This is a genomic window from Streptomyces sp. NPDC059696 (assembly GCF_042733745.1).
GTDB lineage: Bacteria > Actinomycetota > Actinomycetes > Streptomycetales > Streptomycetaceae > Streptomyces.
This window is the reverse complement of sequence record NZ_JBHWFG010000057.1, coordinates 1-26,008: the sequence shown is the minus strand read 5'-3', so window position 1 is coordinate 26,008 and position 26,008 is coordinate 1. Positions and strand designations below refer to the sequence as shown.

24 protein-coding genes are annotated in these 26,008 nt (G+C 73.6%); 14 read left to right on the top strand and 10 right to left on the bottom strand.

Translation table 11 applies throughout. The features are described from left to right. Positions 1 to 79 precede the first annotated feature (79 nt). The 3 genes from ACFV20_RS35405 to ACFV20_RS35395 form a co-directional block, all read right to left on the bottom strand. On the bottom strand, positions 80 to 643 hold the full coding sequence (locus ACFV20_RS35405) for a hemerythrin domain-containing protein (protein WP_385664939.1): 564 nt from the start codon (positions 641 to 643) through the stop codon (positions 80 to 82). 80 nt (positions 644 to 723) lie between these two features. Next, positions 724 to 1,257 (bottom strand): DoxX family protein, encoded by a 534-nt coding sequence (locus ACFV20_RS35400; RefSeq protein ID WP_385664936.1) that lies wholly within the window; start codon positions 1,255 to 1,257, stop codon positions 724 to 726. 64 nt (positions 1,258 to 1,321) lie between these two features. Further along, entirely contained in the window at positions 1,322 to 2,503 is a 1,182-nt protein-coding gene (locus ACFV20_RS35395) for an amidohydrolase (protein ID WP_385664933.1), read from the bottom strand. 330 nt (positions 2,504 to 2,833) lie between these two features. Between ACFV20_RS35395 and ACFV20_RS35390 the strand changes: the two genes are divergently transcribed. From ACFV20_RS35390 to ACFV20_RS35365, 6 genes are all read left to right on the top strand, one after another. Next, complete coding sequence (locus ACFV20_RS35390; protein WP_385664930.1) at positions 2,834 to 4,312, top strand: aminotransferase class I/II-fold pyridoxal phosphate-dependent enzyme; 1,479 nt, start codon at positions 2,834 to 2,836, stop codon at positions 4,310 to 4,312. A 107-nt stretch (positions 4,313 to 4,419) separates the two neighbouring features. Continuing rightward, entirely contained in the window at positions 4,420 to 4,608 is a 189-nt protein-coding gene (locus ACFV20_RS35385; protein WP_385664927.1) for a hypothetical protein, read from the top strand. 19 nt (positions 4,609 to 4,627) lie between these two features. Then, entirely contained in the window at positions 4,628 to 5,329 is a 702-nt protein-coding gene (locus ACFV20_RS35380; protein ID WP_385664923.1) for a hypothetical protein, read from the top strand. After that, complete coding sequence (locus ACFV20_RS35375) at positions 5,326 to 6,237, top strand: DUF6895 family protein (protein ID WP_385664920.1); 912 nt, start codon at positions 5,326 to 5,328, stop codon at positions 6,235 to 6,237. Before ACFV20_RS35380 ends, ACFV20_RS35375 begins: the two co-directional genes overlap by 4 nt. Further along, the gene (locus ACFV20_RS35370) at positions 6,234 to 7,151 is read left to right on the top strand and encodes a DUF6895 family protein (RefSeq protein WP_385664917.1); all 918 of its coding nucleotides are present in this window, start codon (positions 6,234 to 6,236) and stop codon (positions 7,149 to 7,151) included. The genes ACFV20_RS35375 and ACFV20_RS35370 overlap by 4 nt, the downstream gene beginning before the upstream one ends. Next, positions 7,148 to 8,356 (top strand): serine hydrolase domain-containing protein, encoded by a 1,209-nt coding sequence (locus tag ACFV20_RS35365; protein WP_385664914.1) that lies wholly within the window; start codon positions 7,148 to 7,150, stop codon positions 8,354 to 8,356. Before ACFV20_RS35370 ends, ACFV20_RS35365 begins: the two co-directional genes overlap by 4 nt. Positions 8,357 to 8,363: 7 nt before the next feature. Here the strand turns inward: ACFV20_RS35365 and ACFV20_RS35360 are convergent, their stop codons facing one another. The 5 genes from ACFV20_RS35360 to ACFV20_RS35340 all read right to left on the bottom strand — a co-directional run bounded on the left by ACFV20_RS35360 (position 8,364) and on the right by ACFV20_RS35340 (position 13,537). Continuing rightward, complete coding sequence (locus tag ACFV20_RS35360; RefSeq protein ID WP_385664911.1) at positions 8,364 to 9,731, bottom strand: alpha-lytic protease prodomain-containing protein; 1,368 nt, start codon at positions 9,729 to 9,731, stop codon at positions 8,364 to 8,366. Between the two features lie 170 nt (positions 9,732 to 9,901). Further along, on the bottom strand, positions 9,902 to 11,566 hold the full coding sequence (locus ACFV20_RS35355) for an alkaline phosphatase D family protein (RefSeq protein ID WP_385664908.1): 1,665 nt from the start codon (positions 11,564 to 11,566) through the stop codon (positions 9,902 to 9,904). A 234-nt stretch (positions 11,567 to 11,800) separates the two neighbouring features. Next, on the bottom strand, positions 11,801 to 12,565 hold the full coding sequence (locus ACFV20_RS35350) for a metallophosphoesterase (protein ID WP_385664905.1): 765 nt from the start codon (positions 12,563 to 12,565) through the stop codon (positions 11,801 to 11,803). Further along, positions 12,562 to 12,849, bottom strand: a complete 288-nt coding sequence (locus ACFV20_RS35345) for a BON domain-containing protein (RefSeq protein WP_385664902.1) — start codon at positions 12,847 to 12,849, stop codon at positions 12,562 to 12,564. The genes ACFV20_RS35350 and ACFV20_RS35345 overlap by 4 nt, the downstream gene beginning before the upstream one ends. Positions 12,850 to 12,859: 10 nt before the next feature. Further along, a complete protein-coding gene (locus tag ACFV20_RS35340) occupies positions 12,860 to 13,537 on the bottom strand; it encodes a nucleotidyltransferase family protein (protein WP_385664899.1) in 678 nt (225 codons plus the stop codon). A gap of 263 nt (positions 13,538 to 13,800) precedes the next feature. On the opposite strand from ACFV20_RS35340, the gene ACFV20_RS35335 reads away from it, so the two are divergent. After that, positions 13,801 to 14,349: a hypothetical protein gene (locus ACFV20_RS35335; protein ID WP_385664896.1), complete on the top strand. Its 549-nt coding sequence runs from the start codon at positions 13,801 to 13,803 to the stop codon at positions 14,347 to 14,349. Between the two features lie 16 nt (positions 14,350 to 14,365). Then, entirely contained in the window at positions 14,366 to 18,697 is a 4,332-nt protein-coding gene (locus ACFV20_RS35330; RefSeq protein ID WP_385664893.1) for a cation-translocating P-type ATPase, read from the top strand. A gap of 75 nt (positions 18,698 to 18,772) precedes the next feature. On the opposite strand, the gene ACFV20_RS35325 is transcribed toward ACFV20_RS35330, so the two are convergent. Further along, the gene (locus tag ACFV20_RS35325) at positions 18,773 to 19,222 is read right to left on the bottom strand and encodes an SRPBCC family protein (RefSeq protein WP_385664890.1); all 450 of its coding nucleotides are present in this window, start codon (positions 19,220 to 19,222) and stop codon (positions 18,773 to 18,775) included. 148 nt (positions 19,223 to 19,370) lie between these two features. Between ACFV20_RS35325 and ACFV20_RS35320 the strand changes: the two genes are divergently transcribed. The 3 genes from ACFV20_RS35320 to ACFV20_RS35310 all read left to right on the top strand — a co-directional run bounded on the left by ACFV20_RS35320 (position 19,371) and on the right by ACFV20_RS35310 (position 20,804). Further along, positions 19,371 to 19,814: a phage holin family protein gene (locus ACFV20_RS35320; RefSeq protein ID WP_385664887.1), complete on the top strand. Its 444-nt coding sequence runs from the start codon at positions 19,371 to 19,373 to the stop codon at positions 19,812 to 19,814. Further along, complete coding sequence (locus ACFV20_RS35315) at positions 19,811 to 20,242, top strand: DUF3618 domain-containing protein (protein WP_385664884.1); 432 nt, start codon at positions 19,811 to 19,813, stop codon at positions 20,240 to 20,242. Before ACFV20_RS35320 ends, ACFV20_RS35315 begins: the two co-directional genes overlap by 4 nt. Before the next feature lie 109 nt (positions 20,243 to 20,351). After that, positions 20,352 to 20,804: a flavodoxin family protein gene (locus tag ACFV20_RS35310; protein WP_385664882.1), complete on the top strand. Its 453-nt coding sequence runs from the start codon at positions 20,352 to 20,354 to the stop codon at positions 20,802 to 20,804. A 12-nt stretch (positions 20,805 to 20,816) separates the two neighbouring features. Here the strand turns inward: ACFV20_RS35310 and ACFV20_RS35305 are convergent, their stop codons facing one another. Next, the gene (locus ACFV20_RS35305; protein WP_385664942.1) at positions 20,817 to 21,779 is read right to left on the bottom strand and encodes a YihY/virulence factor BrkB family protein; all 963 of its coding nucleotides are present in this window, start codon (positions 21,777 to 21,779) and stop codon (positions 20,817 to 20,819) included. A 432-nt stretch (positions 21,780 to 22,211) separates the two neighbouring features. Between ACFV20_RS35305 and ACFV20_RS35300 the strand changes: the two genes are divergently transcribed. The 3 genes from ACFV20_RS35300 to ACFV20_RS35290 all read left to right on the top strand — a co-directional run bounded on the left by ACFV20_RS35300 (position 22,212) and on the right by ACFV20_RS35290 (position 25,996). Next, positions 22,212 to 22,844 carry a GNAT family N-acetyltransferase gene (locus tag ACFV20_RS35300; RefSeq protein WP_385664879.1) on the top strand — a complete coding sequence of 211 codons (633 nt, stop codon included), beginning with the start codon at positions 22,212 to 22,214 and terminating at the stop codon, positions 22,842 to 22,844. Positions 22,845 to 23,009: 165 nt separating this feature from the next. Further along, positions 23,010 to 23,687 (top strand): lytic polysaccharide monooxygenase, encoded by a 678-nt coding sequence (locus tag ACFV20_RS35295; protein ID WP_385664876.1) that lies wholly within the window; start codon positions 23,010 to 23,012, stop codon positions 23,685 to 23,687. A 251-nt stretch (positions 23,688 to 23,938) separates the two neighbouring features. Then, positions 23,939 to 25,996 carry a DUF1996 domain-containing protein gene (locus ACFV20_RS35290; RefSeq protein ID WP_385664873.1) on the top strand — a complete coding sequence of 686 codons (2,058 nt, stop codon included), beginning with the start codon at positions 23,939 to 23,941 and terminating at the stop codon, positions 25,994 to 25,996. Positions 25,997 to 26,008: the final 12 nt, after the last annotated feature.

Sequence of the window (26,008 nt, the reverse complement as noted above, 5' to 3'; positions counted from 1 at the left end):
TTTGGTTCCAACACCCCCACTGGGCGGGGGGCCCCGCCCCCCCCGGCCCCGGCGCCCCGCTCCCACGGGGTGACCTGCGTTACTCGGACTTGCCCCGTCCGCTCAGCGCGTCACGCAGCCGGTCCACCATGCCGGTGCCCGGTGCCAGCAGCTTGTTGGCCGGGGGCTTGTCGGGGGCCGCCGGATGGGGCCGGGTCGGGGCGGTCTTCTTGGCCTTGCGCACCTTGTCGCCCAGCTCGTTGAGCGTGTCCATCGGACAGGCCTGCCGCAGCCGCGGGAAGAGGTTGCCCTCCTCGTCGGCGATGTGCGCCCGGATCTCGCTCATCAGCATGCCCGCCAGCCGGTCGAAGTCGGCGTCCCCGGGGTCGCAGCCCTCCAGATCCTTCATGATCTGCTCGGCCGTCGCGTGGTCCTTCAGTTCCTGGTCGGCGAGGGCGTCCCCACCCGCGACGTGCTCGCGCACGGCCGGGTAGAGGTAGGCCTCCTCCGCCACCGAGTGCCGTACGAGTTCCATCGTGACCTGGTCCGCGTACAGCTTGCGGTCCCGGTGGCCGGACGGCAGTGCCTCGATCTTGCCGAACAGCTCCTCGACCTCGCGGTGATCGGTCACCAGCTCGTCGATGACGTTTCCTCCGTGTCCCATCTCCTTCACCTCCAGCGCTCGGGTCCCCCGGGCCCCGGGGGGTTAACGTGCCGTGCCGCGCCGCGGCGGGCGCCGCGGGCTCAGGCGGAGAGCTTGGCCCGGACGCGCCCGGCCGCGGCGGCAGGCCGCGCGGTGGCGCGCACGGAGCGGCGCACCAGCCCCGCGTCGCGCCGCAGACCCCGGGCGGCGTGGGTGCCGCGCCACACCACCGAGGGGCGCGCACCGGTGTCGTCGGCGGCGATCAGCAGCCCGCCGAGCATGGACATGTTCTTGAAGAAGTGGATGCGCTGCTGCGCCCGCTCCTCGGGGTCCTGCGCCTCCCAGAAGCGGTGCCCGGCCAGCGTGGTCGGCACCAGCGTGGCGGCGATCGCCAGGGCGGCCGGACGCGGCACCCGCCCGGTGGCCAGCATCAGCCCCGCCGCGACCTGCACGGCACCGCTGAGCCGTACGACCTGCTCGGTGCGGTCGGGCAGCGCCGGGACGCGCTCGGTGACCGGTTGGACGACAGGCTCGGCGGCGTCGGCGACCTGCTCCGGGTGGCGGACGGAGTTCATACCGCCCGTGAGGAACATCGAGGCCAGCAAGGGGCGGCCGAGCACACGCAACAGACTCATGGCCCTCTCCAGGGGGTCGGATGGGTACAGCGCTCGCCGGGTTCCCCAGCCGGAGCCGAACCACTCACCCCACCCGGTGCCGCGCCCACGCCTCCTCGCGCAGGGCCCCGGACAGCAGGACGTCGGCGGCGGTGCACGCGAGGGCCTCGGTGGCGGCGACCAGCACCTCGCGGGCCCGGGGCGAGGCGGCCGCCGCGGCGAACTCGGGGGTGTGGTCGGAGCCGTCCTCGCCCATGATCGCGACGAAGGGGTGGATGGCGGGGACCCGTGTGCTGACGTTGCCGATGTCGGACGACCCCAGGTACACGCCGGGCGTGGGCGCGGTGAGCGGGATCCCGGCCCGGGCCAGATGCGCGGCGAAGCGCTCGGACAGCACCTCGCTGTCCCGGAAGTGCTCGTAGCGCACGGTGGCCCGCTCCACCTCGGCGGTGGTGCCGGTGGCCGCGGCCACCCCGTCGGCGCACACCCGCAGCCGCTCCGTCAGGTCCTCCAGAGCGGCCGTGGTCGCAGCGCGCAGGCCGAACAGGCCTTCGGCGTAGTCCGGGAGGATGTTCGTGGCCGTACCGCCGTGCGTGACGATGCCCTGCACGTGCGAGCCCTCCGGCAGCCGGCGGCCCAGCACCGCCAGCACGTTGAACAGCTCCACGAGCCCGGCCAGCGCGTCGACGCCCTCGGTCGGGTTGCCGGTGGGGTGCGCGGCCCTGCCGTGGAAGGCGACCCGGTACTGCACCTGTGCGGTCAGCGGCGCCCGGGACCAGCTGTACACCCCGGGGTGGAACATCAGCGCCGCGTCGACGTCGTCGAACACCCCGGCCTCCACTTCGACGGCCTTGCCGCCGCCGCCCTCCTCGGCGGGCGTGCCGACCGCCAGCACCGACCCCGGGGGCTCCTCCTCCGGCAGGGCGGCCGCCACGGCCAGCGCGGCACCCAGCCCGGCCGCCGCGATCAGGTTGTGGCCGCACGCGTGGCCGAGGCCGGGCAGGGCGTCGTACTCCATCAGCAGCGCTACGGCGGGCCGGCCCCGCCCCGAGCGCGCGGTGAACGCCGTCGGCATCCCCGCCACGCCGCGCTCCACGGCGAAACCGGCGCGTTCGAGCTCACCGGAGAGCAGCGCGGCCGCCCGGTGCTCGGCGAAGGCGTGTTCGGGGTCGGCGTGCAGGCGACGGGCCACGTCCCACAGCGCGTCGGCCCGGTCCGTCACCTCCTCGCGTACGGCCTGGTGCACGGCGTCGGGCGCTGCGGTCACGGGGGCTCCTCGTCGTCACACTCGGTGTGCGTCCTGAGGGCCCGGGTTTCACCACCGCCCGCCGCGACACCTCGCGCCGCGCACCGGCCGCGCGCCGCGGCATCGCCGCACCCGGTCGTCGGCCGCCCGCCGCGGCATCGCCCCACCCGGTCGCCGGCCGGCCGCGCGACACCTCCGCGCCGCGCACACCCCGGCGGCGGGACGGCACCGCACCGGGTCGCCCGCGGCGTTTCGCCGGGGCCCGGGGTGAACACGGTCGGTGTACCCGCCGGGCCACGACAGCGTGGACGCCGCGGCGGCGGCTCGGGCGGGCCGGACCCGGGAGGAACCATGGACCACTCACGCGTGCCCGTCCTGGAGGCGCTGGAGGACTTCCGGCGCCGTGGCGACATCGCCTACGGCCCGCCCGGCCACAAGCAGGGCAGGGGAGTGGACCCGAGGGTCGCCGACGTCGTCGGCCTCGACGTGTTCCGTTCCGACGTGCTCTCGCTCAACGGGCTCGACGACCGCCGCCAGTCCCAGGGCGTGCTGAGCCGCGCCCAGGAGCTCATGGCCGACGCGGTCCGCGCCGAGCACGCTTTCTTCTCCACCTGCGGCAGCTCCCTGTCCGTGAAGACGGCCATGCTCGCCGTCGCCGGGCCGGGCGAGAAGCTGCTGCTGTCGCGCAACGCCCACAAGTCCGTCATCGCGGCCGTCATCGTCAACGGTGTCGAACCGATCTGGGTGCACCCGAAGTTCGACGCCGGTCGTCACCTGGCCCACCCGCCCGAGCCGGACGACGTCCGCCGTCGCCTGCGGGAGCACCCCGACGCCAAGGGCATGCTGCTGATCACGCCCACCGACTGGGGTTCCTGCGCGGACATCAGGGGAGTGGCGCGGGTGTGCCACGAGTTCGGCGTGCCCGTCATCGTCGACGAGGCCTGGGGCGCCCATCTGCCGTTCCACCCGGAGCTGCCCGCCTGGGGCATGGACGCGGAGGCGGACCTGACGGTGACCAGCGTGCACAAGATGGGCGGGGCGGTGGAGCAGAGCTCCGTCTTCCACCTCCAGTACGACCGGGTCTCGCCCGAGGTCCTGGCGCAGCGCGAGGATCTGCTCGGCACGACCAGCGCCTCGTCCCTCGTCTACGCCACGCTCGACGGCTGGCGCCGCCAGATGGCGGAGCAGGGCTACGAGCTCCTGGACGCGGCCCTCCGCCGCGCGGAACGCGTCCGGGCGGCGGTCGCCGAACTGCCCGGTCTGCGGCCGATGGGCCGGGAGATCGTGGAGGAGGGGTTCGCCGCCGACCTCGACCCGCTCAAGATCGTGATCGACGTCCGCAAGCTCGGCCTGAGCGGTATGCAGGCGGTGGAATGGCTGCGCGAGCACCGCCACGTGGACCTCGGCGGGTCGGACAGCTGCCGGGTCAGCGCCTCGATCACCCACGCGGACGACGACGAGACCGAGGAGGTCCTGCTCGACGCGCTGCGCGCCCTCGTGGAGCACGCGGACTCCGTCGAACGGCGCCCGCCGGTCCGGCTGCCCGAGCCCTCGGTGCTGGAGCTGGAGCAGGCCATGCTGCCGCGCCAGGCGTTCTTCGCCCCGGTCGAACACGTGCCCGCCGAGCGGGCCGCGGGGCGCATCGCCGCGGAGACGATCAGTCCGTACCCGCCGGGCGTCCCCGTCGTGGCCCCCGGTGAGGTCGTCACCGACGCGGTGGTGGACTACCTGCGCAGCGGTGCCGAGCACGGCGTCCTGATCCCGGACGCGGCCGACGCGTCGGTGCGCACGCTGCGGGTCGTGGCGCGCGAGGCGATCCCTCGTGGGTGAGATGTTGAAGAAGTTATTTAAGTGAATTCTGAGAAAGTTGGCATGCTTTGTCCGATTCCGGTGATCCGAAAGGTGAAGGTACTCGCTCAGCTCAAGGAGATGGTGCTATGCCTTCCAAGGAAAAGGTCATCGAGGAACTGACCGGCGTGCCGAGTGTCGACATCGAGGCGGCACTCGACCCGAACGAACTCGACGGCGTCTACCGCGACAGCCGTCAGTGCGCAGCACTGGCTCTGTCCTCCGGGGCGACCAAGCTGCTGCTGTCGCCGCCGACCCCGCGCCCGAAGAAGGGCTAGTGATCGACGGGAGCAGTCAATGGAGCAGTCTGGCACTTCGACCCTCTTGAAGGGCGCGGTGCAGGACCTCGCCTCCAGTGTGGTCTCCGCCCTCCGGGGCGGAGACCACGCGCGAGCGGCCGTCACGGGGCCGGTCGACCTGGAGGAGGGAGGCCTCGCACTCGCGGCCGTCCGCGTGCTGGGAGCCGACGCGCTGCTGCCGGCCGTCCTGCTGCGGACCCCGCCCGACCCCGACGAACTGGCCGTGTTCCGCAAGTCGGTGGAGTCCTACCCGCCGCGCGCCGACGCCGCGCCCACCGTGCGGTGGAGTCACTGGGCCATGGCGCGCACCCTGCGCCGGCTCGACCCCCCGTCCGCAGCGGGAGTCACCGCCGCCGCCGAACCCGGCACCGACTGGCTCGACGGCGCGAGCTGGCAGAACCTGACCCACCAACTCGCGGTGCTGGCCCCCCTGGCCCTGCCCGGTGAGGACAGCGCCGTGGCCCGGGTGGCGCAAGCCCGCCCCGTGGACGTCGCCCGCGGCTTCGTACGCGCGGTGCGCCGCCGGGACTGGCGGCAGGCCGCCGGCGCCGGCCGCTGGCTGACCCTGCTGCACGGCGTACCCGGCACCCTCGGACTCGAAAGGGGCCTGGACTTCGTGGAGCTGATGGGCGGCCACGACCCGCTCGTCGAACTCCAGGTGTGCGCGGCACGCCACCTGCGCGCCGGAGCGCCGGTGTGACGACGGCCCAGGACACCGACATCCGGCAGGTCGCCCGGTCCGCGCTGGCCTGGGCGTCCGCCCACCGCGCGGACTTCGCCCTCGGCGAGGACGCGCTGGCCGCCGACGGCCGGGTCGACGGCAGCTGGAAGCCGCTCGGCGAACTGGCCCAGGTCTGCGCGACCGTCACCCGGCACACACCCCCCGGCGACCCCCTGCACACCTGCGCCCGCGACCTGCTGGCGTTCGCCTGGCGGCAGACGCGCGACGGCGAGCTGTTCCTCCTGCTGCAACGGCTGGAACCCTTCGCCACCTACCCGCTGGAGGTCTACGCGGGCCTGGCCGCGGCCGGATTCCGGCATCCCGCCTACGAAGCGGCCACCGCCACGGTGGCCCGCACCCGCGGCTGGCGGCTCACCGAGCAGGAACCCACCCGGCGCCTGGGCGTCCTCGCAGCGGAGGAACGCGGCGGCGTCGCCCCCCGCGAGCCCGGCGAACAGGCCCTGCGCCGCACCTGGCTCGGGGGCCTGCCGGAACCCTGGACCTTCGAGCGGTCCGCCGGATACGCCCTCACCCACGTGGTCTTCCACCTCACCGACTGGGGGCGAGCCCCCGGGACGTTCCCCGCCGACCTGACCGCCTACCTCGCCGACTGGCTGCCGCCCTGGCTCGACACCTGCCTGGACGCGCGCATGTGGGACCTGAGCTGCGAACTGCTCGCCGTGGCCGCGAGCGTGCCCGGCCTGCCGGACGACGCCGTCCCCGACGGCGCCTGGGAGCGGATCGCGGCCGCACGGGACGCGTCCGGCGCGCTCCCCGAGGAGGGTGAGGCGGACGACCCCGACCGGTACTTCGCGCAGCACTACCACTCCACCCTCATGGCGGCCTTCGCGGCGGCACTCACGGCCGGACAAGGAGCACCGGTATGACCGACACCCGTCTGATCCACACCGTCGGAGTGGGCGCCATCGAGTGGCTGTGGGCCCACCGGGACGGATTCCGCCTGGAACCCGACGTGAACCCCGAGGTCGGCTTCCTCGAACGCTTCAAGCCCGTCGGCGAACTGGCCCTGATCTGCAAGGTGCTGTTCCGTGAGGGAGTGGCCGGATCCCGCCAGGCCCAGCTCGCCCGCCAACTGCTGGACCACGCCTGGCGCGAGACCCTCGACGGCGGTGCCATGCTGGTCCGCGGCCAGCGCACCGAGCCGATCTCACCCATCCCCTTCGAGGTCTACCTCCCCTTCCGGGAACTGGGCTACAGCCGCCCGGACGTGGAGCGGGCCGCCGAACTGAACCACCGGCTCGACAGCTGGATCGCCTTCGAGACCACCCCGACCCGGCGGCTGGGCCTGTCCGCCTTCCAGCGCCGCTACGGCCTCACCCCCCGGCCGCCCGAAGCCGACCTGATCGGCGCGACCTGGCTGGCCCGCACACCCGAACCCTGGACCGTCGAGGGCCACATCGCCTACGACGTCACGCACACCGTCTTCCACCTCACCGACTGGGGTGAGAACCCGGACGGCCTGCCCCCGGACATCGCCGACTACCTCGCCACCTGGCTGCCGGTCTGGATCGACGACTGGCTGGACCTGGAGCGCTGGGACCTGCTCGGCGAACTCCTCGTGGTCGACGCCTGCCTGCCCCGCCCCACGCTGGACGAACGGGCCTGGCAGGCCTTCGCGGGCGCGCAGCGGCCCGACGGTGCGATGCCCGCCATCCGCACGATGCCCGAGGGAACGCCCGACGAGGTGTTCGACATCGTCTACCACCCGACCCTGGTGGCCGCCTTCGCCTCGGTCCTGGCGACGTCCCGGGCCCTGTCCGGTCTCGTACAGGCGTCATGACGACCCGTCGCCGACCGCGGCCCTGGCCGGGCGCGCTCGACCCGCTCGACCAGCTCGACCCGCTCGACGGCGAGGAGCCGGGTGTGGTGCCGACCGCCCGGGCGACGGACGTGCGTGCGCTCCTCCCGGAGACCGGGCGGGGCGAGCGGGAGCCGGCCGGGGAACTCGCGGACGCGGTCGCCGCGTCCGACGCGCCCGACGTCGTCTTCGCCCTCTCCCGCGACGGCCACCGCACCGTCCTCAGCGGCGGCACCGGCCCGCCCCCGCCGGTGCCGCGCGAGGACCTGCGCTACGAGATCGGCTCGGCCACCAAGACCTTCACCGGACTGCTCCTGGCCCGGCTGATCCACGCCGGTGAACTGACCGGAGAGGAACCGGCCGGCACCCTGCTGGACGGCGGGCGGACCGCCGGCCGGGACCCGGTGACGCTCGCCCACCTCATCACCCACACCTCCGGGCTCCCCGCCCTGCCCCCCGGATTCCTCCGACGGGCCCTGCCCGCCTGGCACACCAACCCCTACGCCCGCTTCCCCGCCGACCGCGTCGTCGACGCCTATCTGCGCCACCGGCCACGTCGCCGCCCCGGCACCCGCTGGTGCTACTCCAACTACGGCGTCGCCGTCCTGGGCCACGCGCTGGCCGCCGCGACCTGCACCCCGTGGGAGGACCTGCTCACGGACCTGGTGCTGCGCCCGCTCGGCCTACGGGCCACGACCCTGCGCGCGGACGACACCGGGTTCGACGCCTCCGGGCACGGCAAGGACGGGGCGGCGCCCGTACCGGCCTTCGACGCCGGGGGCTTCCAGGCGGCGGGTGCCGTCCGGGCCACCCCGGACGACCTGCTCACCTTCGTGGAGGCCCAGCTGCGCCCCGATGCCGCGCCGGCGGAACTGGCCGGGCCCCTGCGTGCGGTACGCCGCCCCGTGCTCCGGCGGGGCCTGACGCACCGCCACGTGCACACCGTCGCCTGGTTCCGTCACCCCACCGACGGCGGGCCGATGTACTTCCACAGTGGCGCGACGCTGGGCCAGCAGGCGTTCCTGGGCTTCCGGCCCGACACCGGCACGGCGCTGGTCGCCGTCTGCACCCGCCGCTTCCGCGCCCACGACCCGTTCGTCGCCACCGCGTACGCGCTGCTCGCCGAGGACCGGCCGGACGGGCTCGGCGCCGACGGCGTGTGCCGCGCCGGCGCCGGACAGCCCTGACCGCTCGTCACACCCGCTGCCACAGGGCCGGGGTGCCGGCGGGCGCCCACGGGCCCTGGGCCTGGTGGCTCTGCAGGCACTGGTAGCGCACACCCGCGTGCGTGACCATGGCCCCGGCCTCGTAGACCCGGCCTGCGGCCCACGTCTGGGCGGCGTTGCCCTGCGGCTCCGGGGTCTCCGCCTCGGCCGTCGTCAGGGTGAGGCCGAACTCGCTGAGCAGCGCGTTGATCGGCTGGTAGAAGGTGGTGCCGCCGGACGTGCAGTCGCCGGAGCCGCCGGACGTCACCCCCTGCGCCTGCGCGCCCGAGACGTACGGCCCGCCGGAGTCACCCGGTTCGGCGCACACCGTCGTCCGGGTCAGCCCGTCCACCCTGCCCTCGGCGTAGCTGACGCTCGTGTCGTGCTGCTCGACCGTGCCGCAGTGCCACCCCGTGGTGGAGCCCGAGCGGCAGATCGCCGCCCCGACCAGGGCCTGGACCGACCCGGCGATCTCGACCGTCTGCCCGCCCTCGCCCCTCACGTTCGGCGTGGCCTTCCAGGGGTCGACGACGGCCACCCACGACATGTCCTTGCCGGGGAACACGGAGGCCTGGAACGTGCCCTGGTCGGCCTGGTTGTGGCCGGTCGTCTTCGCGCCCGCCTTGCCGCAGTGACCGGCCGAGGCGAAGCCCTCCTGCTCGCCCTTGGTGACGGAGAAGCCGACGGAGCAGCGGGCGGTGCCGTCGATGTAGTAGGCGTCTCCGCCGACGACGTCCTCCATGAGCCGCGGCCGGTCCGCCCTGATCCGTACGCCGACGCCCTTGGCGTCGAGGCCGGCGGCCTTGACGAACGCCGCGGCCGCCTTCTTGCTCGCGGCCTCCACCACGACGCGGTTGGCCGGGATGTCGACGTACCACAGGGGCGTCTTGCCGGTGCCGACCCGGGCGGCGGCCGCGTCCAGCTTCTGCTTGGCGGCCCTGAGGTCGCCCAGCGTCTTCTGCACGACGGCCGCCTTCGCGCCCTGCGCCTCGATGGCGGGCACGTCCGCGGCGTCCGTGGTCGCCACCATGAGCTCCTGCGACGTCGAGCCGCGCAGCCAGGCCCCGGCGAAGCGCTCGCCCAGGGCGTTGCGCAGCCGTCCCGCCCGGGTGCCCGCCTCCGCCTCGTTGACCAGCCGTCGCGACGCCTGCGCCGGGGTCAGCCCGAGGTCGCGCTCCAGGGCGCGCAGCATCGGGGCCGACGGCCGGTCGGCGCCGAGGGTCTGGGCGGCCGAGGGCAGCGGGCCCGCCGCGGGGGTCGGTTCGGCCGCCACGGCGGCGGGGATCCCGGTGGCGACGAGCGCGCCGAGCGCGGTCAGCGCCACCCGGCGCCCGGTCACGGCATGTCTGTGGACCATACGATTGTCTCCTTCGAGCGGGGTCTCGGGCAGGGGTGATCATGTGGAGCTCGGGCAAGGCCTAGCCGCTCCGGCCCGCGGTGATGCCCCGGGCCGCCGCGGTTCGCGCCCAGGTGCCGGGAAGGGCGCCATGTGCAGTACGGGGCCGGAGGACGGGGGGCGAGGGGGGCTCAGGCGGACTGCAGGCCCTGCGCTCCCACTTCGGTGACGAAGGACGCGGTCGTCGAGATGCCGGCCCCGGGCGTGGTGATGGCCGGGACGGTCCGGAAGTCGACCTGGGCGTTGTCGCGGCCCAGTTCCACGCGGACGTAACCGCGCCGGCCGTCGAAGTGCTTCATGTGCGGGTTGGCCTTCATGTACGTGTCCCAGTCGGCCGGCTTCTCGGTGCCGTTCCCGCCGCTGGCGACCGAGGTGCAGGTGAACTCCGTGCCGACCGTCTTGGACGCCGGGTCGTCGAAGTTCTCCTTGATGTCGAAGGCGTAGCCCACGTGGACGTCCCCGGTGAGCACCATCCAGTTGTCGACGCCCGCCGCCTTGGCGCCGGCCATGACGCGGTCGCGGGAGGCCCGGTAGCCGTCCCAGGCGTCCATGGAGACCCGGGCGGGTTCGGTCAGGTCGAACTTGCGCTGGGAGAAGCACACCTGCTGGGGCAGCACGTGCCATAGCGCGTTCGACTGCTGCCAGCCGTCCAGCAGCCAGCGTTCCTGATCGGTGCCGGTGAGGGTGCGGGCCGGATCGTCCGACTCGGGGCCCGGCGCGTGCGGCCGGTCGTTGAAGGCCTGGTCGGAGCGGTACTGGCGGGTGTCGAGGATGTCGAACTGGGCGAGTGAACCCCAGGCCAGCCGGCGGTACAGCCGGGCGTCGGGCCCGTTGGGCAACTGCTCGGCGCGCAGCGGCTGGTTCTCCCAGTAGGCCCGGTACGCGGCGGCCCGACGCAGCAGGAACTCCTCCGGGGGGCTGCCCTTCTCGTCGTACGCGCCCGCGTAGTTGTTCTCCGTCTCGTGATCGTCCCAGGTGAGGACGAACGGGTGCTGGGCGTGCGCGGCCTGCAGATCCGGGTCGCTCTTGTACAGCGCGTAGCGCAGCCGGTAGTCCGCGAGCGTGGTCGCCTCGTGGTTGAACACGTCGGGCAGTTTGCGGTCGGTGTAGCGGCGGGCCCCGCCGGCGGAGTCCACGGCGTACTCGTACAGGTAGTCGCCGAGGAAGAAGACCACGTCGACGTCTTCCTGCGCCAGATGCCGGTGGGCGGTGTAGTAACCGTCCTGGTAGGCCTGGCAGGCGACGGCGGCCAGCCGCAGGGTGTCGGTGTCGGAGCCCGGGGCCGGGGCGGTGCGGGTGCGGCCGACGGGGCTGATCCAGGTGCCCACCCGGAACCGGTAGTAGTACTCGCTGTCCGGCCGCAGGCCCTTGACGTCGACGTGCACGCTGTGGGCGTACTCGGGGTGGGCGGTGGCCGTGCCCTCGTGCTCGACGATGACGAACCACTCGTCCAGGGCCACTTCCCAGGAGACCTCGACCCGCTCCTGGCCGAGACCGCCGCCCTCCGTGAACGGCTGGGGCGCGAGCCGGGTCCACAGGAGCACCGAGTCCGGCAGCGGGTCCCCGGAGGCCACGCCGAGGGTGAAGGGGTTGTCGGTGATCCGGGCCGCGTCGAGCTCGGGAGCGGCGGTGACGCCGCGGGCGGGCCGGTTGGTGGTGAACGCGAGCATCGTGGCGGCCGCCGCGACGGTCAGGAAGCGCCGGCGGGCGAGGCGGGGTGCCGCCCTGCGCAGTACGGCGTCGTGCGGGGAGAAGGCATGCTCGGTGACTGTCCTGTGACGGCCCGTCAGCGCCATCTGATGTCCTCTCGTACGGGGCACGTGCGCCCCGGGCGGACGCGTGGGGACATCGACGTGCGGAGCGCGGAGTTCGCATGCTAAGCTCAAAAATTCCCTTCACCGGGCACGCCGTGGGGGGGGTTCAACCCACCGGGGGTCCGGGTGCGGCTCGGTGGCCGCGGCTTGGGGAACTGAGACCGGCCGCGGGCTACCCCGGGCGGCGGAAAGGGGGGAAGCGGGGAACGGGCCCGCTCAGTGGGCCTGTTGGGCGACGGAGCCGCTCGCGGCGGGCTCCCGGACCGGCAGGTGGTAGACGTGGAAGGCCCGTCCGATGACCGGCTGGGCGACGTTGCGCACCCGCACACCGCCGCTCGTCATGCCGTGTTCGGTACCGGCGTGCGCGTGCCCGTGCACCGCGAGGTCGGCGCCGGCCGTGTCGATCGCCTCGGCCAGCAGGTAGCTGCCCAGGAACGGGTAGATCTCCAGCGGCTCGCCCGCGAGGGTGTCCGCGACGGGGGAGTAGTGGGTCAGGGCGATCCGCGCGTCACAGCCCTCCTCGGTCAGTCGCTCCAGCGCGCCGCGCAGCCCGTCGGCGCTCCGCCGGGAGTACCGGACGAACTCCTTCATGACCGGCTCGCCGAACTCCCCGGCGCAGCGGCCGACGAAGCCGCCGCCGAACCCCTTCGTCCCGGCGACTCCGATCCGCGCCCCGCCGCTCTCCACGACCGTCGCCTGCCCCTCCAGGACGTGGACGCCGGCGTCCCGGAGGATCGCCGTGACCTCGTCCGGCCGGTCGTCGTGGTGGTCGTGGTTGCCGAGGACGGCGACGACCGGAACGGCCAGGTCCTGAACTTCCCGGGCCACCACCCGCATCTCCTCGGGCGTGCCGTGCCGGGTGAGGTCCCCGGCCAGCAGCAGGAGGTCGGCGCACTCGGGCAGGGTCTCGAAGGCGGGGCGCAGCACGCCCTGGCTGTCGGGCCCCATGTGGATGTCTCCGACGGCTGCGATGCGGATCATGAGAGTTCCTCCGCATGGTCGGGGGAGGACGCCTCGGTGACCACGAGGTCGCTGTGTACGGGGAAACCGGTGAGCTCCTCGTGGACGGTGCGCAGGATCTCGTCGCGGCAGGGCGCCGAGGGCACGGTGCCGGTGAGCAGGACCGACCCGCCCCGGGCCTCGACCCGTACGCCCAGTTCGCCGAGCTCGCCCGAGGCGAGGCGGTCCTGGACGTGGGCGATGCGGTAGTCCAGGTTCTCGGCCGGCGGCCCGCCGCCCGCGTCCTGGGGACCGTGGGTGCTCATGGGTGCTCCTTCAGATGACGTTCAGACGCTCCAGCAGGAAGAAGAAGGCCGCCGGCATGGGCTCGTCCCCGCACTCGCGCCGGACCCTCTCCCAGTCGACCTTCTCCCGCAGGGCGCGTGCGATGGGCAGGGCCGCCCCGAAGTCGCAGTGGTGCTCCGAGAACGCGGCGGTCAGACTCCACAGCAGATCGGTCGGGGCCAGCACGGGCATGCGCACCGAGTCGACCGGGAGCTCCTCCGCCCGCTCCAGCATGTCCGCGCCGACGGGCCGGTGCGCCAGCTCGAAGATGAGGTCGACCTGCTGGCCGAAACACGTGGCTTTGATCAGCCAGTCCTCCGGCGGGGTGTAGACCGTCAGTCCGGCCTCGTGCAGCGTGGCCGCCACCGCTTCCGCGTCCTCGGGACGGATCGCGAAATCGACGTCGTGCTGGAGGTTCTTCTCACCGCCGTGGGCGTACGCCGCCACGCTGCCGGCCAGCGCGAACAGGTGCCCCTTGCGCTTCAGCAGGGCGCCGACCTGTTTGGCCGCCTCCAGCAGCGCCTGGTTGCGGTCCTGCGGGAGCTCCTGCAGCGGCTGGTCCGCCTGTGGATCCTGTGGTGGCGCGGGCTCGGCACCGTCCGGTGCGGTCCGGAGGTCGGGGATCCCCGGTCGCCGGACGAGCGTCGCGTCATCACCGTTCTGCGTCATGACCACTCCTTCGCCGCACCGGACGCTCCGCTCCCGTGCGGGGTCCGGACCCGAGACGGCCTCGTGTGCCTGCACTGAGTACCCGGCGCTCCCGGCCCGACACGGACGGCTTCCACGCACCGCCGGACACCGGGACGGTCCTCGGGCGCGGCCCGGCAGTGCGGCCGAGCAAGAAAAGCGCATACATGATGAAAGACGGAATATAGGGCGAAAGACGGGAAAACCGGTTCGCACCGCTGGGCAACGCGCTTGTGGAGGTCACCATGAACCAGGAGACATCACGTTCGTCCGATCTTCCGCAGCCGTTGCGGGCCGTGGCCTCGGGACTGCGGCACCTGCCGGGCGCGGAGCGGGTCGGCCGGGTGACCACGGACGCGCTGGACCGGATCGGCGCGGTCTCGCCGCGCGGCCGCCGGATGGCCGTCTACGCCGGCGCCGGGGTGCTCGGCGTGGCCGGAGTGGTGGAGTGGCCCGTGGCGGTGACCGGCGCCGCCGTCGCCTGGCTGACCCGGCCACGGCCCGGACAGCAGTCCGACGGCACGTCACCGAACGGCGGAACACGCACCGGCACACCGGGCGAGCGCCGATCCGGCGACGCCGCCCCGCAGGACGAGGACACCTCCGCGTACGGCCCCGGCGGCAGACTGGCAGCCTCCCACTACCGGCAGGAGCGGCCCGAACAGCACGTGCACGAGCAGCCCGCCAAGGTCGGTGACACCGCCACCGCCTCCGCCCTGAAGCAGGTCGCCGAGGCCACCGCCCACCACGGCGAGGAACAGCCGCACGGGCACGACAGCCGCTCCGCCGGCTGAACCGGGGCGGCCGCAGATGCTCACCGCCTTCGACGTCACCCCGCTGGTCGGGGCCGTGGCCGGGGCCGCCGCCGGCGCCGCCCGCAGCACCGCCCGGTCGGTGGCGTCCGCCTGCGACACCACCCGCCGTGTCCGCAACGTCGCCCGCAACGCCCTGACCGGCGGGCAGCACTGGAAGGCCGGGCAGCGCCTCCACCTCGCTCTGCGGCACCCCGACGGCGACACCGAGAGGCTCGCCCGCCGGGTCGCCGAGGAACTGCTCGAGCATCCGGACGTCCTCACGGCGTACTGGGACGGAGGCCTCGGCCGCCTGGTGGTCACCGTGGCGGAGGAGGCCGTCACCGACCGCGTCACCGAGCGGGCCACCGCCCTCGCCATTCGCCTGGGCCTCGTCGAGGGCGTCGACCCGAACATCCGCGACACCAGTCATCCCGGCGACCCCGCCGAGGTGCGTGTCAGCGCGGCGGGGATCCTGTTCGACGCCGCCGGCGCGGCCGGTGCCCTGGCCGGTCGGTCCCTGCGGCTGCCTCCCACCTCGCGCGTCGTCACCGCCACCGTCACGCTGCTGCGCGAGAACCCCCGCTTCCGGGCGCTGCTCCGGCAGCGGTTCGGCACGTCCGGCATGGAACTCGTCCTCGCCGCCGCCAACGCCGCCGCCCACGGCATCGGCCAGACCCCGCTGGCCCTCGTCCTCGACGGCATCCTGCGCGGCAACCAGCTCACGGAGGCGGTGGCCAGGGCCGCGGCCTTCGAGGCGTTGCACGACGACGTCTGCCACCACCGGCGCACCAGCGTGTCCAGCCCCGCGAGCTCCCGGCCGCCCCTCAAGGTGACCCCGGCCGCCGCGTACGCCGCCCACGCCAGCACGGGCAGCGTCGTCGGCGCCGCCGCCACCCTCCTCGTCACCCACAGCGCCCGGGACGCCGCCGAAGCCGTCCTCGCCGGATCCCCGAAGGCGGCCCGCTACGGACCGGCCGCCTTCGGCGCGACCCTCGGCACCTTCCTCGCCCACGACGGAATCCTCCTGCGCAACGGAGAGCGCCTGCGGCAGCTGGAGATCGCCGACGCCCTCGTCCTGCACGCCGACGCCCTGCGCAGCCTGCGGCAGGACGACACCGACGGCCGACTGCCCGACGACCCGGTCCACCCCTTCGCCGAGGCCGTGCTGGACGCAGCCCGCCGCGCCGGGCTGCACGTCGTCATCGCGGGCGGCTCCGACCTGAAGGACATCACCCGCCTCGCCGACGAGGTCGCCCCGAGCGCCCAGCCTTTCGGAGACGTCGTACGGGCCCTCCAGGACGAGGGGCGCGTCGTCGTGACCGTCGCCCGCCTGGACGAGTCCGGCGGGGGGCACCTCGCGGCCGGGCTGCCCGCCGGCGACGTGGCCATCGCCCTCACCGACGGGCGCGCGGCCGTCTCCTGGGGCGTCGACGTCCTGGCACCGCGCGGCCTCGCCGATGTGTGGCGGCTGCTCACGGCGATCCCCGCGGCCCGGCGCGTCGGACGCCGGTCGCAGACCCTGGCCCGCGCCGGAGCCGCCCTCTCCGGGCTCCTCGTCGCCCGCGGCGGGCAACCCCCGGGCCGTCACCTGCTGTGGCCGCTCAGCCGGCACGCCCCCGTCAACATCGTCGCCGCGGGCGCCCTGCTCACCGGCTGGTACGAAGCCGTCCGCGTCGCCCGGGCCACCCCGCCCCCGCCCCGGCTGCACATCCCCTGGCACGCGCTGGAACCCCACGAGGCCCGCGACCGGCTGGCGCGCACCGACCAGGACGGCGAGCCCCGGGGCCTCTCCCTCCTCGCCGACCGCTCGCGGCAGCAGGCCCGGCGCGTGTCCCGTCACCCGGCCGTCGCCCCCGCCCGCTGGACGTGGCAGGCCGCCGGTGCCGTACGCCGCGAACTCGACGACCCGCTGACCCCCGTCCTCGCCACGGGAGCCGTCGCCTCGGCGCTGCTCGGCTCGGTCGTCGACGCCCTGCTCGTCGTCGGCGCCATGGACCTCAACGCCGTGACCGGCGGACTCCAGCGGCTGCGCGCCGAACAGGCCCTGGCCCGGCTCGCCGCCCGGCAGCAGCCCAAGGCCCGCAGGCATGACAGCCGCAAGCACACGGTCACCGTCGACGCCGCCCGGTTGCGGCCCGGCGACGAGATCAGCCTCAGCGCGGGCGACGTCGTCCCCGCCGACGCCCGGCTGCTGGAGGTCGACGGCCTGGAGGTCGACGAGTCGGCGCTCACCGGCGAGTCCCTGCCGGTGACCAAGGCCGTGGAGGCCACGCCCGGGCTCCCCGTGGCGCAGCGCACCTGCATGGTCTTCGAGGGCACCACCGTCGCGGCCGGACGGGCCACCGCCCTCGTGGTGGACACCGGCGACCAGACCGAGGCGGGCCGGGCCGTCACCCTCGCCGCCCGCACCCCGCCCCCCGCCGGGGTCCAGGCCCGGCTCCAGGAACTCACCCGCAAGGCCCTGCCGGTGACCTTCACCGGCGGTGCCGCCGTGACCGGCCTGTCCCTGCTGCGCGGAAGCCCCGTCCGGCGAGCCGTCAGCGGCGGTGTCGCGGTCGCCGTCGCCGCCGTCCCCGAGGGGCTGCCGCTCGTCGCGACCGTCGCCCAGATGGCGGCGGCCCGCCGGCTGTCCCGCCGCGGCGTCCTGGTCCGCACCCCGCGCACCCTGGAGGCCCTCGGCCGGGTCGACACCGTCTGCTTCGACAAGACCGGCACCCTCACCGAGAACAGACTGCGCCTGGTCCGCGTCGCCACCGCCGACGGCACCGTCCTCGCCACGGACGACGAACGGGCCGCGCCGATCGTGCGGCTCGCCGCGCGTGCCTGCCCGCAGGAGGAGACGGGACAGGGACGCCGTGTCGCGCACGCCACCGACGAGGCCGTCCTCGACGTCGCCCCGCCCGACCCGGGCTGGGCGCCCACCGGCGAGCTGCCCTTCGAGACCCGCCGCGGCTACGCCGCCGCCGTCGGCCGCGACGGCGACCCGGACATGGGTGAACTCCTCGTCGTCAAGGGCGCCCCCGAGACGATCCTGCCCGCCTGCCGCGACCTGCCCGGACACGCCTCCGACACCGCCCACGAACTGGCCGGGCAGGGACTGCGCGTCCTCGCCGTCGCCCGCCGCGCCTGCCGGGCCGACGACGCCGAGGCCGAACTCGACCGGCCGCTCGCCGACCTGGAGTTCAGCGGTTTCGTCGCCCTCGCCGACGTCCCGCGCGACACCTCGCACGCCCTGCTCGCGGAACTGCGCCGCTCCGGCATCCTGCCCGTCATGCTCACCGGCGACCACCCGGAGACCGCCCGCGCCATCGCGCTCCAGCTGGGCTGGCCGGAGGAGACCGAGGCGGTGACCGGCGACGAGCTCGTCGCCATGGAACGCCGCGAACGCGTCCGGGTCCTGCGCGGCGCGGGCGTCGTCGCGCGGGTCGCCCCCGAGCAGAAGCTGCACGTCGTCGAGGCCCTGCAACAGGCCGGGCGGGTCGTGGCGATGGCCGGTGACGGCGCCAACGACGCCGCCGCCATCCGCGCGGCCGACGTCGGGGTCGGCGTCGAGTCACGCGGCTCCGCGGCCGCCCGCAACGCCGCCGACCTCGTGCTCACCACCGGCGACCTGTCCGTCCTCGTGGACGCCGTCGCCGAGGGCCGGGCCCTGTGGCGCAGCGTCGCCGACGCGGTGAGCATCCTCATCGGCGGCAACGCCGGTGAGGTCGGCTTCAGCGTCCTCGGCACCCTGCTCGCCGGCGCCTCACCCCTGTCGACCCGGCAACTGCTGCTGGTCAACCTGCTCACCGACATGTTCCCGGCCATGGCCGTGGCGGTCACGCCGAGCAACGACCCCTCCACCGCGGAGCACGCGGCGACCGGCCCGATGGGCCTCGACGTCCTCGGCGCGCCCCTGCTGCGCTCCATCCGCCGCCGCGGCATCACCACCTGCCTCGGCGCGGTCACGGCGTACCTCATCGGCCGCCTCACCCCGGGCACCGAACGCCGGTCCACCACCATGGCCCTGTGCGGTGTGGTCGGGGCCCAGCTCGTGCAGACCCTCTCCCGGCGGCGCCACAGCACCCTGGTGTGGGTGACGGCCCTCGGCTCGGCCGCCTTCCTCGCGGCCCTCGTCCAGACCCCGGGCGTCAGTCACTTCTTCGGCTGCACCCCGCTCGGGCCCGTGGCCTGGGCCGGAGTCGCCCTGGCCATCGCCCTGTCGGCCCTGGCACCCCGCCTCGAACGGCTCAGGGCCGTCCACGCCCTCTACGACGCCGCGGCGCGACTCGCCGTGCGCCTCGACGAGCTGATCCACCAGGCCCGGCACCTGTTTAGGAGCGGGATCGCCGCCCCGGTCGCGTCGTAGCGCGGAACACGTCGTAGCGCGGAACACGAAGGAGGCCGCCACCACGAGCAGTGGTGGCGGCCTCCTCACACCCGGTCAGACCTCGCCGCGCCAGGCGCCGGTCTCCGTCCCGCGGGCCTCCATGAACTGCTTGAACCGCTTCAGGTCACCGGAGACCTGCCGCTGCACGAAGCCCAGCTTGTCGCCGACCGTCTCGGCCACGCCGCTGGGGTCGAAGTCCATCTGCAGCATGACCTTGGTGGTGTCGTCCTTGATGCGGTGGAACGTCACCACACCGGCCTGCCGCGCCTCGCCGCCCACGGTGGTCCAGGCGACCCGCTCGTCCGGGACCTGCTCGGTGATCTCCGCGTCGAACTCCCGCGCCTGTCCGCCGACCTTCGTCACCCAGTGCGTGAGGGTGTCGGTGCGCTGCTCGATGCGCTCGACGCCGTCCATGAACTCAGGGAAGGACTCGAACTGCGTCCACTGGTTGTACGCGGTGTGCACCGGCACGCGGACCTCGATGGATTCCTCTACCTGCGACAAGGCGAAACCTCCCTTTCTCGTGTGTGAGCGACGCACGGGTACCAGATCTCGCGCCGCTCACTCGTCGTCATCCCAACTCGCCCGACCAGGTGTCTTTTCCGGTTTTGCTGGTACCCGGCCCGGAACTACGGACCGGGAGGTGATCGCCATGGAGGAAACGCACCGCACGGCCCCCGCCGCTTCTCGCCCGGGAAGCGCGCCGGCGGCCGGTGACGAACCGGTGGGCGAGCTGGTGCAACGGGCCACCGAGCAACTGACCGACCTGGTGCGCGGCGAGATGCGCCTCGCCCAGGCGGAGATGACCGAGAAGGGCAAACGCTTCGGCAAGGGCGGCGGCCTGTTCGGCGGGGCCGGCGTGCTCGGCTTCGTCACCCTGCAGGCCCTGGTGGCCACGGCGATCGCCGCCCTGGCCGTCCCGCTGCCGGTGTGGGCGGCGGCGCTGATCGTCACGGGCGTGCTGGCCCTCGCCACCGGCCTGACGGCGCTGGCCGGCCGCAAGGAGATACGCGGCGCCACTCCGCCCGCCCCGCAGCAGACCATCGACAGCGTGAAGGCCGATGTGGCCGAGATCAAGGAGAGTGCACAGCGATGACCCAGCCCCCGCACGACGAGCCGACCGCCCGCAGCCAGGAGGAGCTGCGCGAGCAGGTCGAGCACACCCGCCACGAACTGGGCGACACCGTCCAGGCCTTGGCGGACCGGGCCGACATCAAGACCCGCGCCCGGGAGAAGGCCGTCGCGGTCAGGGAACAGGCAGGTGCGAAGGCTCAGGAGTGGAGCGGGCAGGCCAGGGCCAAGGCCGCGCAGGTCGCCCACACCGTGGAGGAGAAGCTGCCCGAGCCGGTGAAGCAGAAGGGCGCCTTTGCTGCTCAGGGCGCCAAGGAGAAGGCCGCACAGGCGGAGCAGGTCTGGCAGGACAAGGCCCCGCAGTCGGTGCGCGACCACCGCGCGGCGCTGCTCGCCGGTGCGGGCGCCGTCCTGGTGGCCGTCCTGCTGATCCGCCGCCGCGGAAGCCGCTGATCCGCCGTCGCTCGAACCGCTGACCGACAGCGGCACCCGGGCCCCGTCACCGCGCGGTGACGGGGCCCGGGCTTGCGTGACGGGTGACCGGACGGCAAGGTCGGGTGCCGTGGCCACCTTGCTGATCGTCCATCACACGCCCTCGCCGAACTGCCAGGCGCTGTTCGAAGCCGTCGTCTCCGGGGCGACGGACCCCGAGATCGAGAACGTCCGGGTCGTCCGCGTGCCCGCACTGTCCGCCACCGCCTCCGACGTCCTCGCGGCCGACGGCTTCCTCCTCGGCACCCCCGCGAACCTCGGCTACATGTCCGGCGCCCTCAAGCACTTCTTCGACCAGGTCTACTACCCCTGCCTGGACGCCACCCGGGGCCGCCCCTTCGGCTACTGGGTGCACGGCGGCAACGACGTCACCGGAGCGGTGCGCGGCATCGAGACGGTCACCACGGGCCTCGGCTGGCGCCGCGCCGCCGAGGCCGTCACTGTGACCGGCGAGCCGGACAAGGGCGACCTCGAACGGTGCTGGGAGCTGGGCGCGACGGTCGCCGCCGGACTGACGGCCTGAACCGCCGCAGGCTCAGGTCTCCTCCAGCCGACGCCGGTCCTGCTCGTCCCACGCCCGGGTGTCACGCGGCTGGGTGTACGGCTCGGCCTCCGGCGGATGCCCGCCGGCGATGGCCCGCTGGCGCACGGTCTCCGCGTCGAACTCCAGGCCCAGCAGGATCGCCAGATTGGTGATCCACAGCCAGACCAGGAAGACGATGACACCGGCCATCGTGCCGTAGGTCTTGTTGTACGAGGCGAAGTTGGCCACGTAGACCGCGAAGCCGGCTGACGCCACCATCCAGATCAGCAGGGCCAGGAAGCTGCCCGGGGTGACCCAGCGGAACCCCTTCACCTTGGCGTTCGGCGCCGCCCAGTACAGGATCGCGATCATGCTCACGACGAGCAGGACCAGCACGGGCCACTTGGCGATCGACCACACCGTCAGCGCGGTGTCGCCGATGCCCAGGGCGTCTCCGGCCTGCTGCGCCAGCTTGCCCGAGAACACCACGATCAGCGCGCTGACGACGGCCATCACCAGCAGCACGACCGTCACGCCCACCCGCATCGGCAGCAGCTTCCACACCGGCCGGCCCTCGGGCATGTCGTACACGGCGTTGGCGGAGCGGATGAAAGCCCCCACGTAGCCGGACGCCGACCACACCGCCAGCACGAGACCGACGATCGCCATCAGCGACCCGACACCGGCATTGCCCTGCAACTGGTCCACGGCCCGGGTGATGATGTCGCCCGCCGAGCCGGGCACCAGCTCACGGACGTTCTCGGTCACCTTGTCGGTGGTCGACCGGCCGGTGAGCCCCAGCATGGACACCAGCACCAGCAGCGCGGGGAACAGCGCCAGCACGCCGTAGTAGGTCAGCGCGGCGGCGCGGTCGGTGAGCTCGTCGTCCTTGAACTCCCGCACACTGCCCTTGAGGACCGCGCCCCACGACTTCCGGGGCAGCTCGGTCGGCGAGTCCGGCGCCGCGCGCTCCACCGAGGGATCCGGCCCCGGTTCGTCGAACGCGGCGGCGGCGTCTTCCCGGCGCTCTTCGGCGGAACCGTCCCGGCGCTCCGCATCGACGGCCTCCCGGTGCTCCGCTCCCTCGCCTCCGCCGCGGCCGGCTCCGGCCGTGTCCGGGCGCTCCTCGGCGGCGGCCTCCCCGGGCCCGGCCCCGGAGGCGCCCTGACGGTCCGCCTCCACCGTTTCCCGGCGGTCGGCCTCCACTGTGCCTCGGCGGTCCGTCCCGGACCCCGGGGGCGGGCTCCCCGGAGGCGGGGCTTCCGGCTCGGCGTGTTCTTTTCGTCCCGGGATATGCAGCTTCACCATGTGAGACGGGTAACCCCGGGCCGGGCCCTTAAGCCGCACACCTGCAAGACCGAGCCGCACGACACGTTGAGAAAGCGCTCCCACGGGCACGATGCCGCCATGACCACCTCACCCGCCGTCCGTCCTTACCGTTCCGGGGACCGCCCGGCCCTGGACGACATCTGTGTCCGTACCGCCCACCACGGCGAGGACAGCCGCCCCCACTACGAGGATCCGGCCCTCTTCCCGGCGACGTTCGCGGCGCCGTACGTCCATCTGGAGCCGGAGCTGGCCTTCGTGCTGGACGACGGGCGGGGGGAGGCGGTCGGCTACATCGTCGGAACGGCCGACACGCCGCGCTTCGCCGACGCCTTCCGGACCAGGTGGCTGCCCCTGGTGGCCGACCGCCACCCGGAACCGTCCGGCCCCCCGCAGACTCCGGACGAGGCGCTGGCGGCGATGCTGCACCACCCCGAACGGATGGTCCTGCCGGAACTGACCGGCCACCCCGCCCATCTGCACATCGACCTGCTGCCCGCATGGCAGGGCCGCGGGTACGGGCGGCGCCTGATGCGGACCTTCCTGCAGGCGCTGCAGGACGGGGGAGTCCCCGCCGTCCACCTGGCGATGTCCAAGGCCAACACCCGGGCCAGGGCCTTCTACGACCGTCTGGGCTTCCACGAGATCGATGTCCCCGAGCCGGGTGAGGCCACCTTCCTCGGGCGCTCCACGAAGGACCTCGACCGGCTCTGACCGCCGCGGAAGTGGCGCAAACCCGCGTTGCCGAGCCGTGCCGGCGGGAGCAGTCTGCTGTGAAGTGGGAGCGCTCCCACTCTGCAACATGACCGAAAGCACGCCCGAGGCGTGCGCGATCGCGAGCCCGCACTCGGTCAACCCCCACACCGGAAAGAGGAGATCATGGATTGTCATGGTCACGCCCGGGCAACGCGGCCCGGGTCCCGTCCGACGCTCGCCCTGAGCGCGCTGGTCGCCGTACTGCTCAGCCTCGTCCCGTGGAGCGGCACCGCCGTGGCCCACGGCTCGGTCGTCGACCCGGCCTCCCGCAACTACGGCTGCTGGCAGCGCTGGGGCAACGACCACCTCAATCCCGCCATGGCCCAGCAGGATCCCATGTGCTGGCAGGCGTGGCGGGCCGACGCCCATGCCATGTGGAACTGGAACGGCCTGTACCGCAACGGTTCCGCCGGCAACTTCCCGGCCGTCGTCCCCGACGGCCGGCTGTGCAGCGGCGGCCGGACCGAGGGCGGCCGGTACAACTCCCTCGACGCGGTCGGCGCCTGGAAGACGACGGACATCACCGGGAACTTCACGGTGAAGCTGTACGACCAGGCCAGTCACGGCGCCGACTACTTCCTGGTGTACGTCACCCGGCAGGGCTTCGACCCCACCAGCCGGCCGCTGACCTGGAACGACCTCCAGCTCGTCAAGCGCACCGGCAGGTACGCGCCGAGCCAGAACTACGAGATCCCCGTGAGCACTTCGGGGCTGAGCGGCCGGCACGTCGTCTACACGATCTGGCAGGCCTCGCACATGGACCAGACCTACTTCCTGTGCAGCGACGTGAACTTCCGCTGACCGGCTCGGCCCCGCCGGAGAGCCCGTCCGGCGGGGCCCCGGCCGTGCGGCCTTCATGAGAGTTCTCCGAAAATTTTCGGAGGGAGTGAACACGCGGGTGCTCCCGTACGTATGGGGCGAGGGGATTTTCATGCCCGGTACGCCACAAGCGCAGGAGAGCACCCTTGGGACGCAACACGCGAAGACGCCCTACAGGCCCACGACGCGCGACCTTCGCCGCATTCGCACTGATCCTCGGCGGAGGCGGGCTGATGGCCGCGAACGTCTACGCCTCGGCCACGGGCGGTGATTCGGGCGCCGACTCCGCCCGGACACGGTCCGGCGCGGGGGCCCGGACCGGGGGCGCCACGATCGACTGCCCCGATGTCGGCAGCAAGCTGACCTCGGTCCCCGAGCAGGCCCGGGAGGAGGTCGACAAGGAACTCGCCCTGCTGGACGAGCAGATCGCCCAGGCCTACCAGCGGCTGAGCGAATCGGCGCAGCAGACGCAGCAGGATCCCGGCTTCGCCGACAGCGCGGTCGTCAATCCGCTGAAGGAGAAGCGGGCCGCGACCCTCGAGCGCATCGCGATCGCCATCGACCGCGTCGGTGACCGCCCCGAAGGCCTGGAGGCCCTCGCCGCCTGCACCGTCCAGGACGGCAACCAGGCCCCCGCGCAGGGTGCAGGCCAGGACGCCGGAGCCGGCCAGCAGCCCGGCCAGGGGCAGGCGGACCAGGGTGAGCAGAACGGCCAGGGCCAGGGCGCCAACGGCGGGCAGGCGGGCAACGGCCCCGTCGCCGCCGACTTCGCCGACATCAAGAGCGTCCAGCCCAATGTGAACACCCCCCGGCCGGAGGGCAACGCCTCCCGGGGCTCCTTCGCCACCAGCTGCGGTGTGAACGAGAACGGGCTGTTCAACTCCGACAACGTCATCGTCGCCCCGGGTGTCACCAACGGCGCCCACCACTTCCACGACTACGTCGGCAACCAGTCCAACAACGCCTTCGCCAGTGACCAGGACCTCGCGAAGGCCGAGACCAGCTGCGCCGACCAGGGTGACAAGTCGTCCTACTACTGGCCCGTGGTGCGCCTGCAGAACGGTGCCCAGGAGCAGGACGCCCAGAAGCCGGGCGGCGGCATCGAGGGCAACGCGGGCGAGATCGTGACGCCGAAGCAGGTCACGCTGACGTTCGTCGGCAACCCGCGCGAGAAGGTCACCGCCATGCCGCGGCTGCTGCGCATCATCACCGGCGACGCCAAGTCGTTCGTCAACGGCCCCGCCAACGCGAACGCCTCCTGGAGCTGCACCGGCTTCGAGGACCGGCAGTTGAAGGACAAGTACCCGCTGTGCCCGCAGGGCAGCGACGTCGTACGGACCTTCACGTTCCAGAGCTGCTGGGACGGCCGCAACATCGACAGCGCCAACCACCGTACCCACGTGGCGTTCGCGGACGCCGCCGGGAACTGCCCGTCCGGCTTCCGCCCCATCCCGCAGCTCGTCCAGCGCATCGTCTACGACATCGACGCGCCGAGCCTTGAGGACGGCGGCCGTACGACACCGCTGTTCGCGGTCGACTCCTTCCCGGAGCAGCTGCACAAGCCGGTCACGGACCACGGCGACTTCATCAACGTCTTCGACGAGGATCTGATGGGGGACATGGTCGACTGCATCAACGACGGCCGTAAGTGCGGGGCCGGAGCGGACGGCGGGCAGAACCCGGCGCCGGGCGAGGAGCCGGAGGAGCAGCCGACCAAGTCGCCGGAGGCCCCCCAGGAGGAGCCGACGAAGTCGCCGGAGGCCCCGCAGGAGGAGCCGACCAAGTCGCCGGAGGCCCCGCAGGAGCAGCCGACGAAGACGCCCGACGCCCCGCAGAACGGCGACGGCGGCGGCAAGCCCGGAGACACGGGCGACGACGGCGACGACGGCGCCGGCACGCCCGGTGACAAGGGCGAGGGCGACAAGGGCGGCGACGGCAAGGGCGAGGCCACCGAGCCCCCCGCCGACAAGCCCGAGCCCGGGGACGCGTCCACCGCTCCCGGCGCCCCCCGGCCCGAGGTGAAGGCCACCGACCAGGCGGACGGCGACGCCGATGGCCAAGGCGGCGGTGCGAAGGACGAGGGCGACGACGCGGACGGCAGCATCGGCGACTCCCAGGCCGTCGGCACGGCGACCAGTGCCGCGCCGACCCCGTCGGCCCCGTCCCGGACCGAGCCGCAGGCGGTCGGTCAGGGCGGCCTGGCCGACACCGGAGCCCAGCTCTGGCCGGCCGCGGCGGGCGCCGTCCTGGTCATCGAGGGATTAGTATTACTGCGCCGGGTGCGGAGGTGATATGAGAAAATC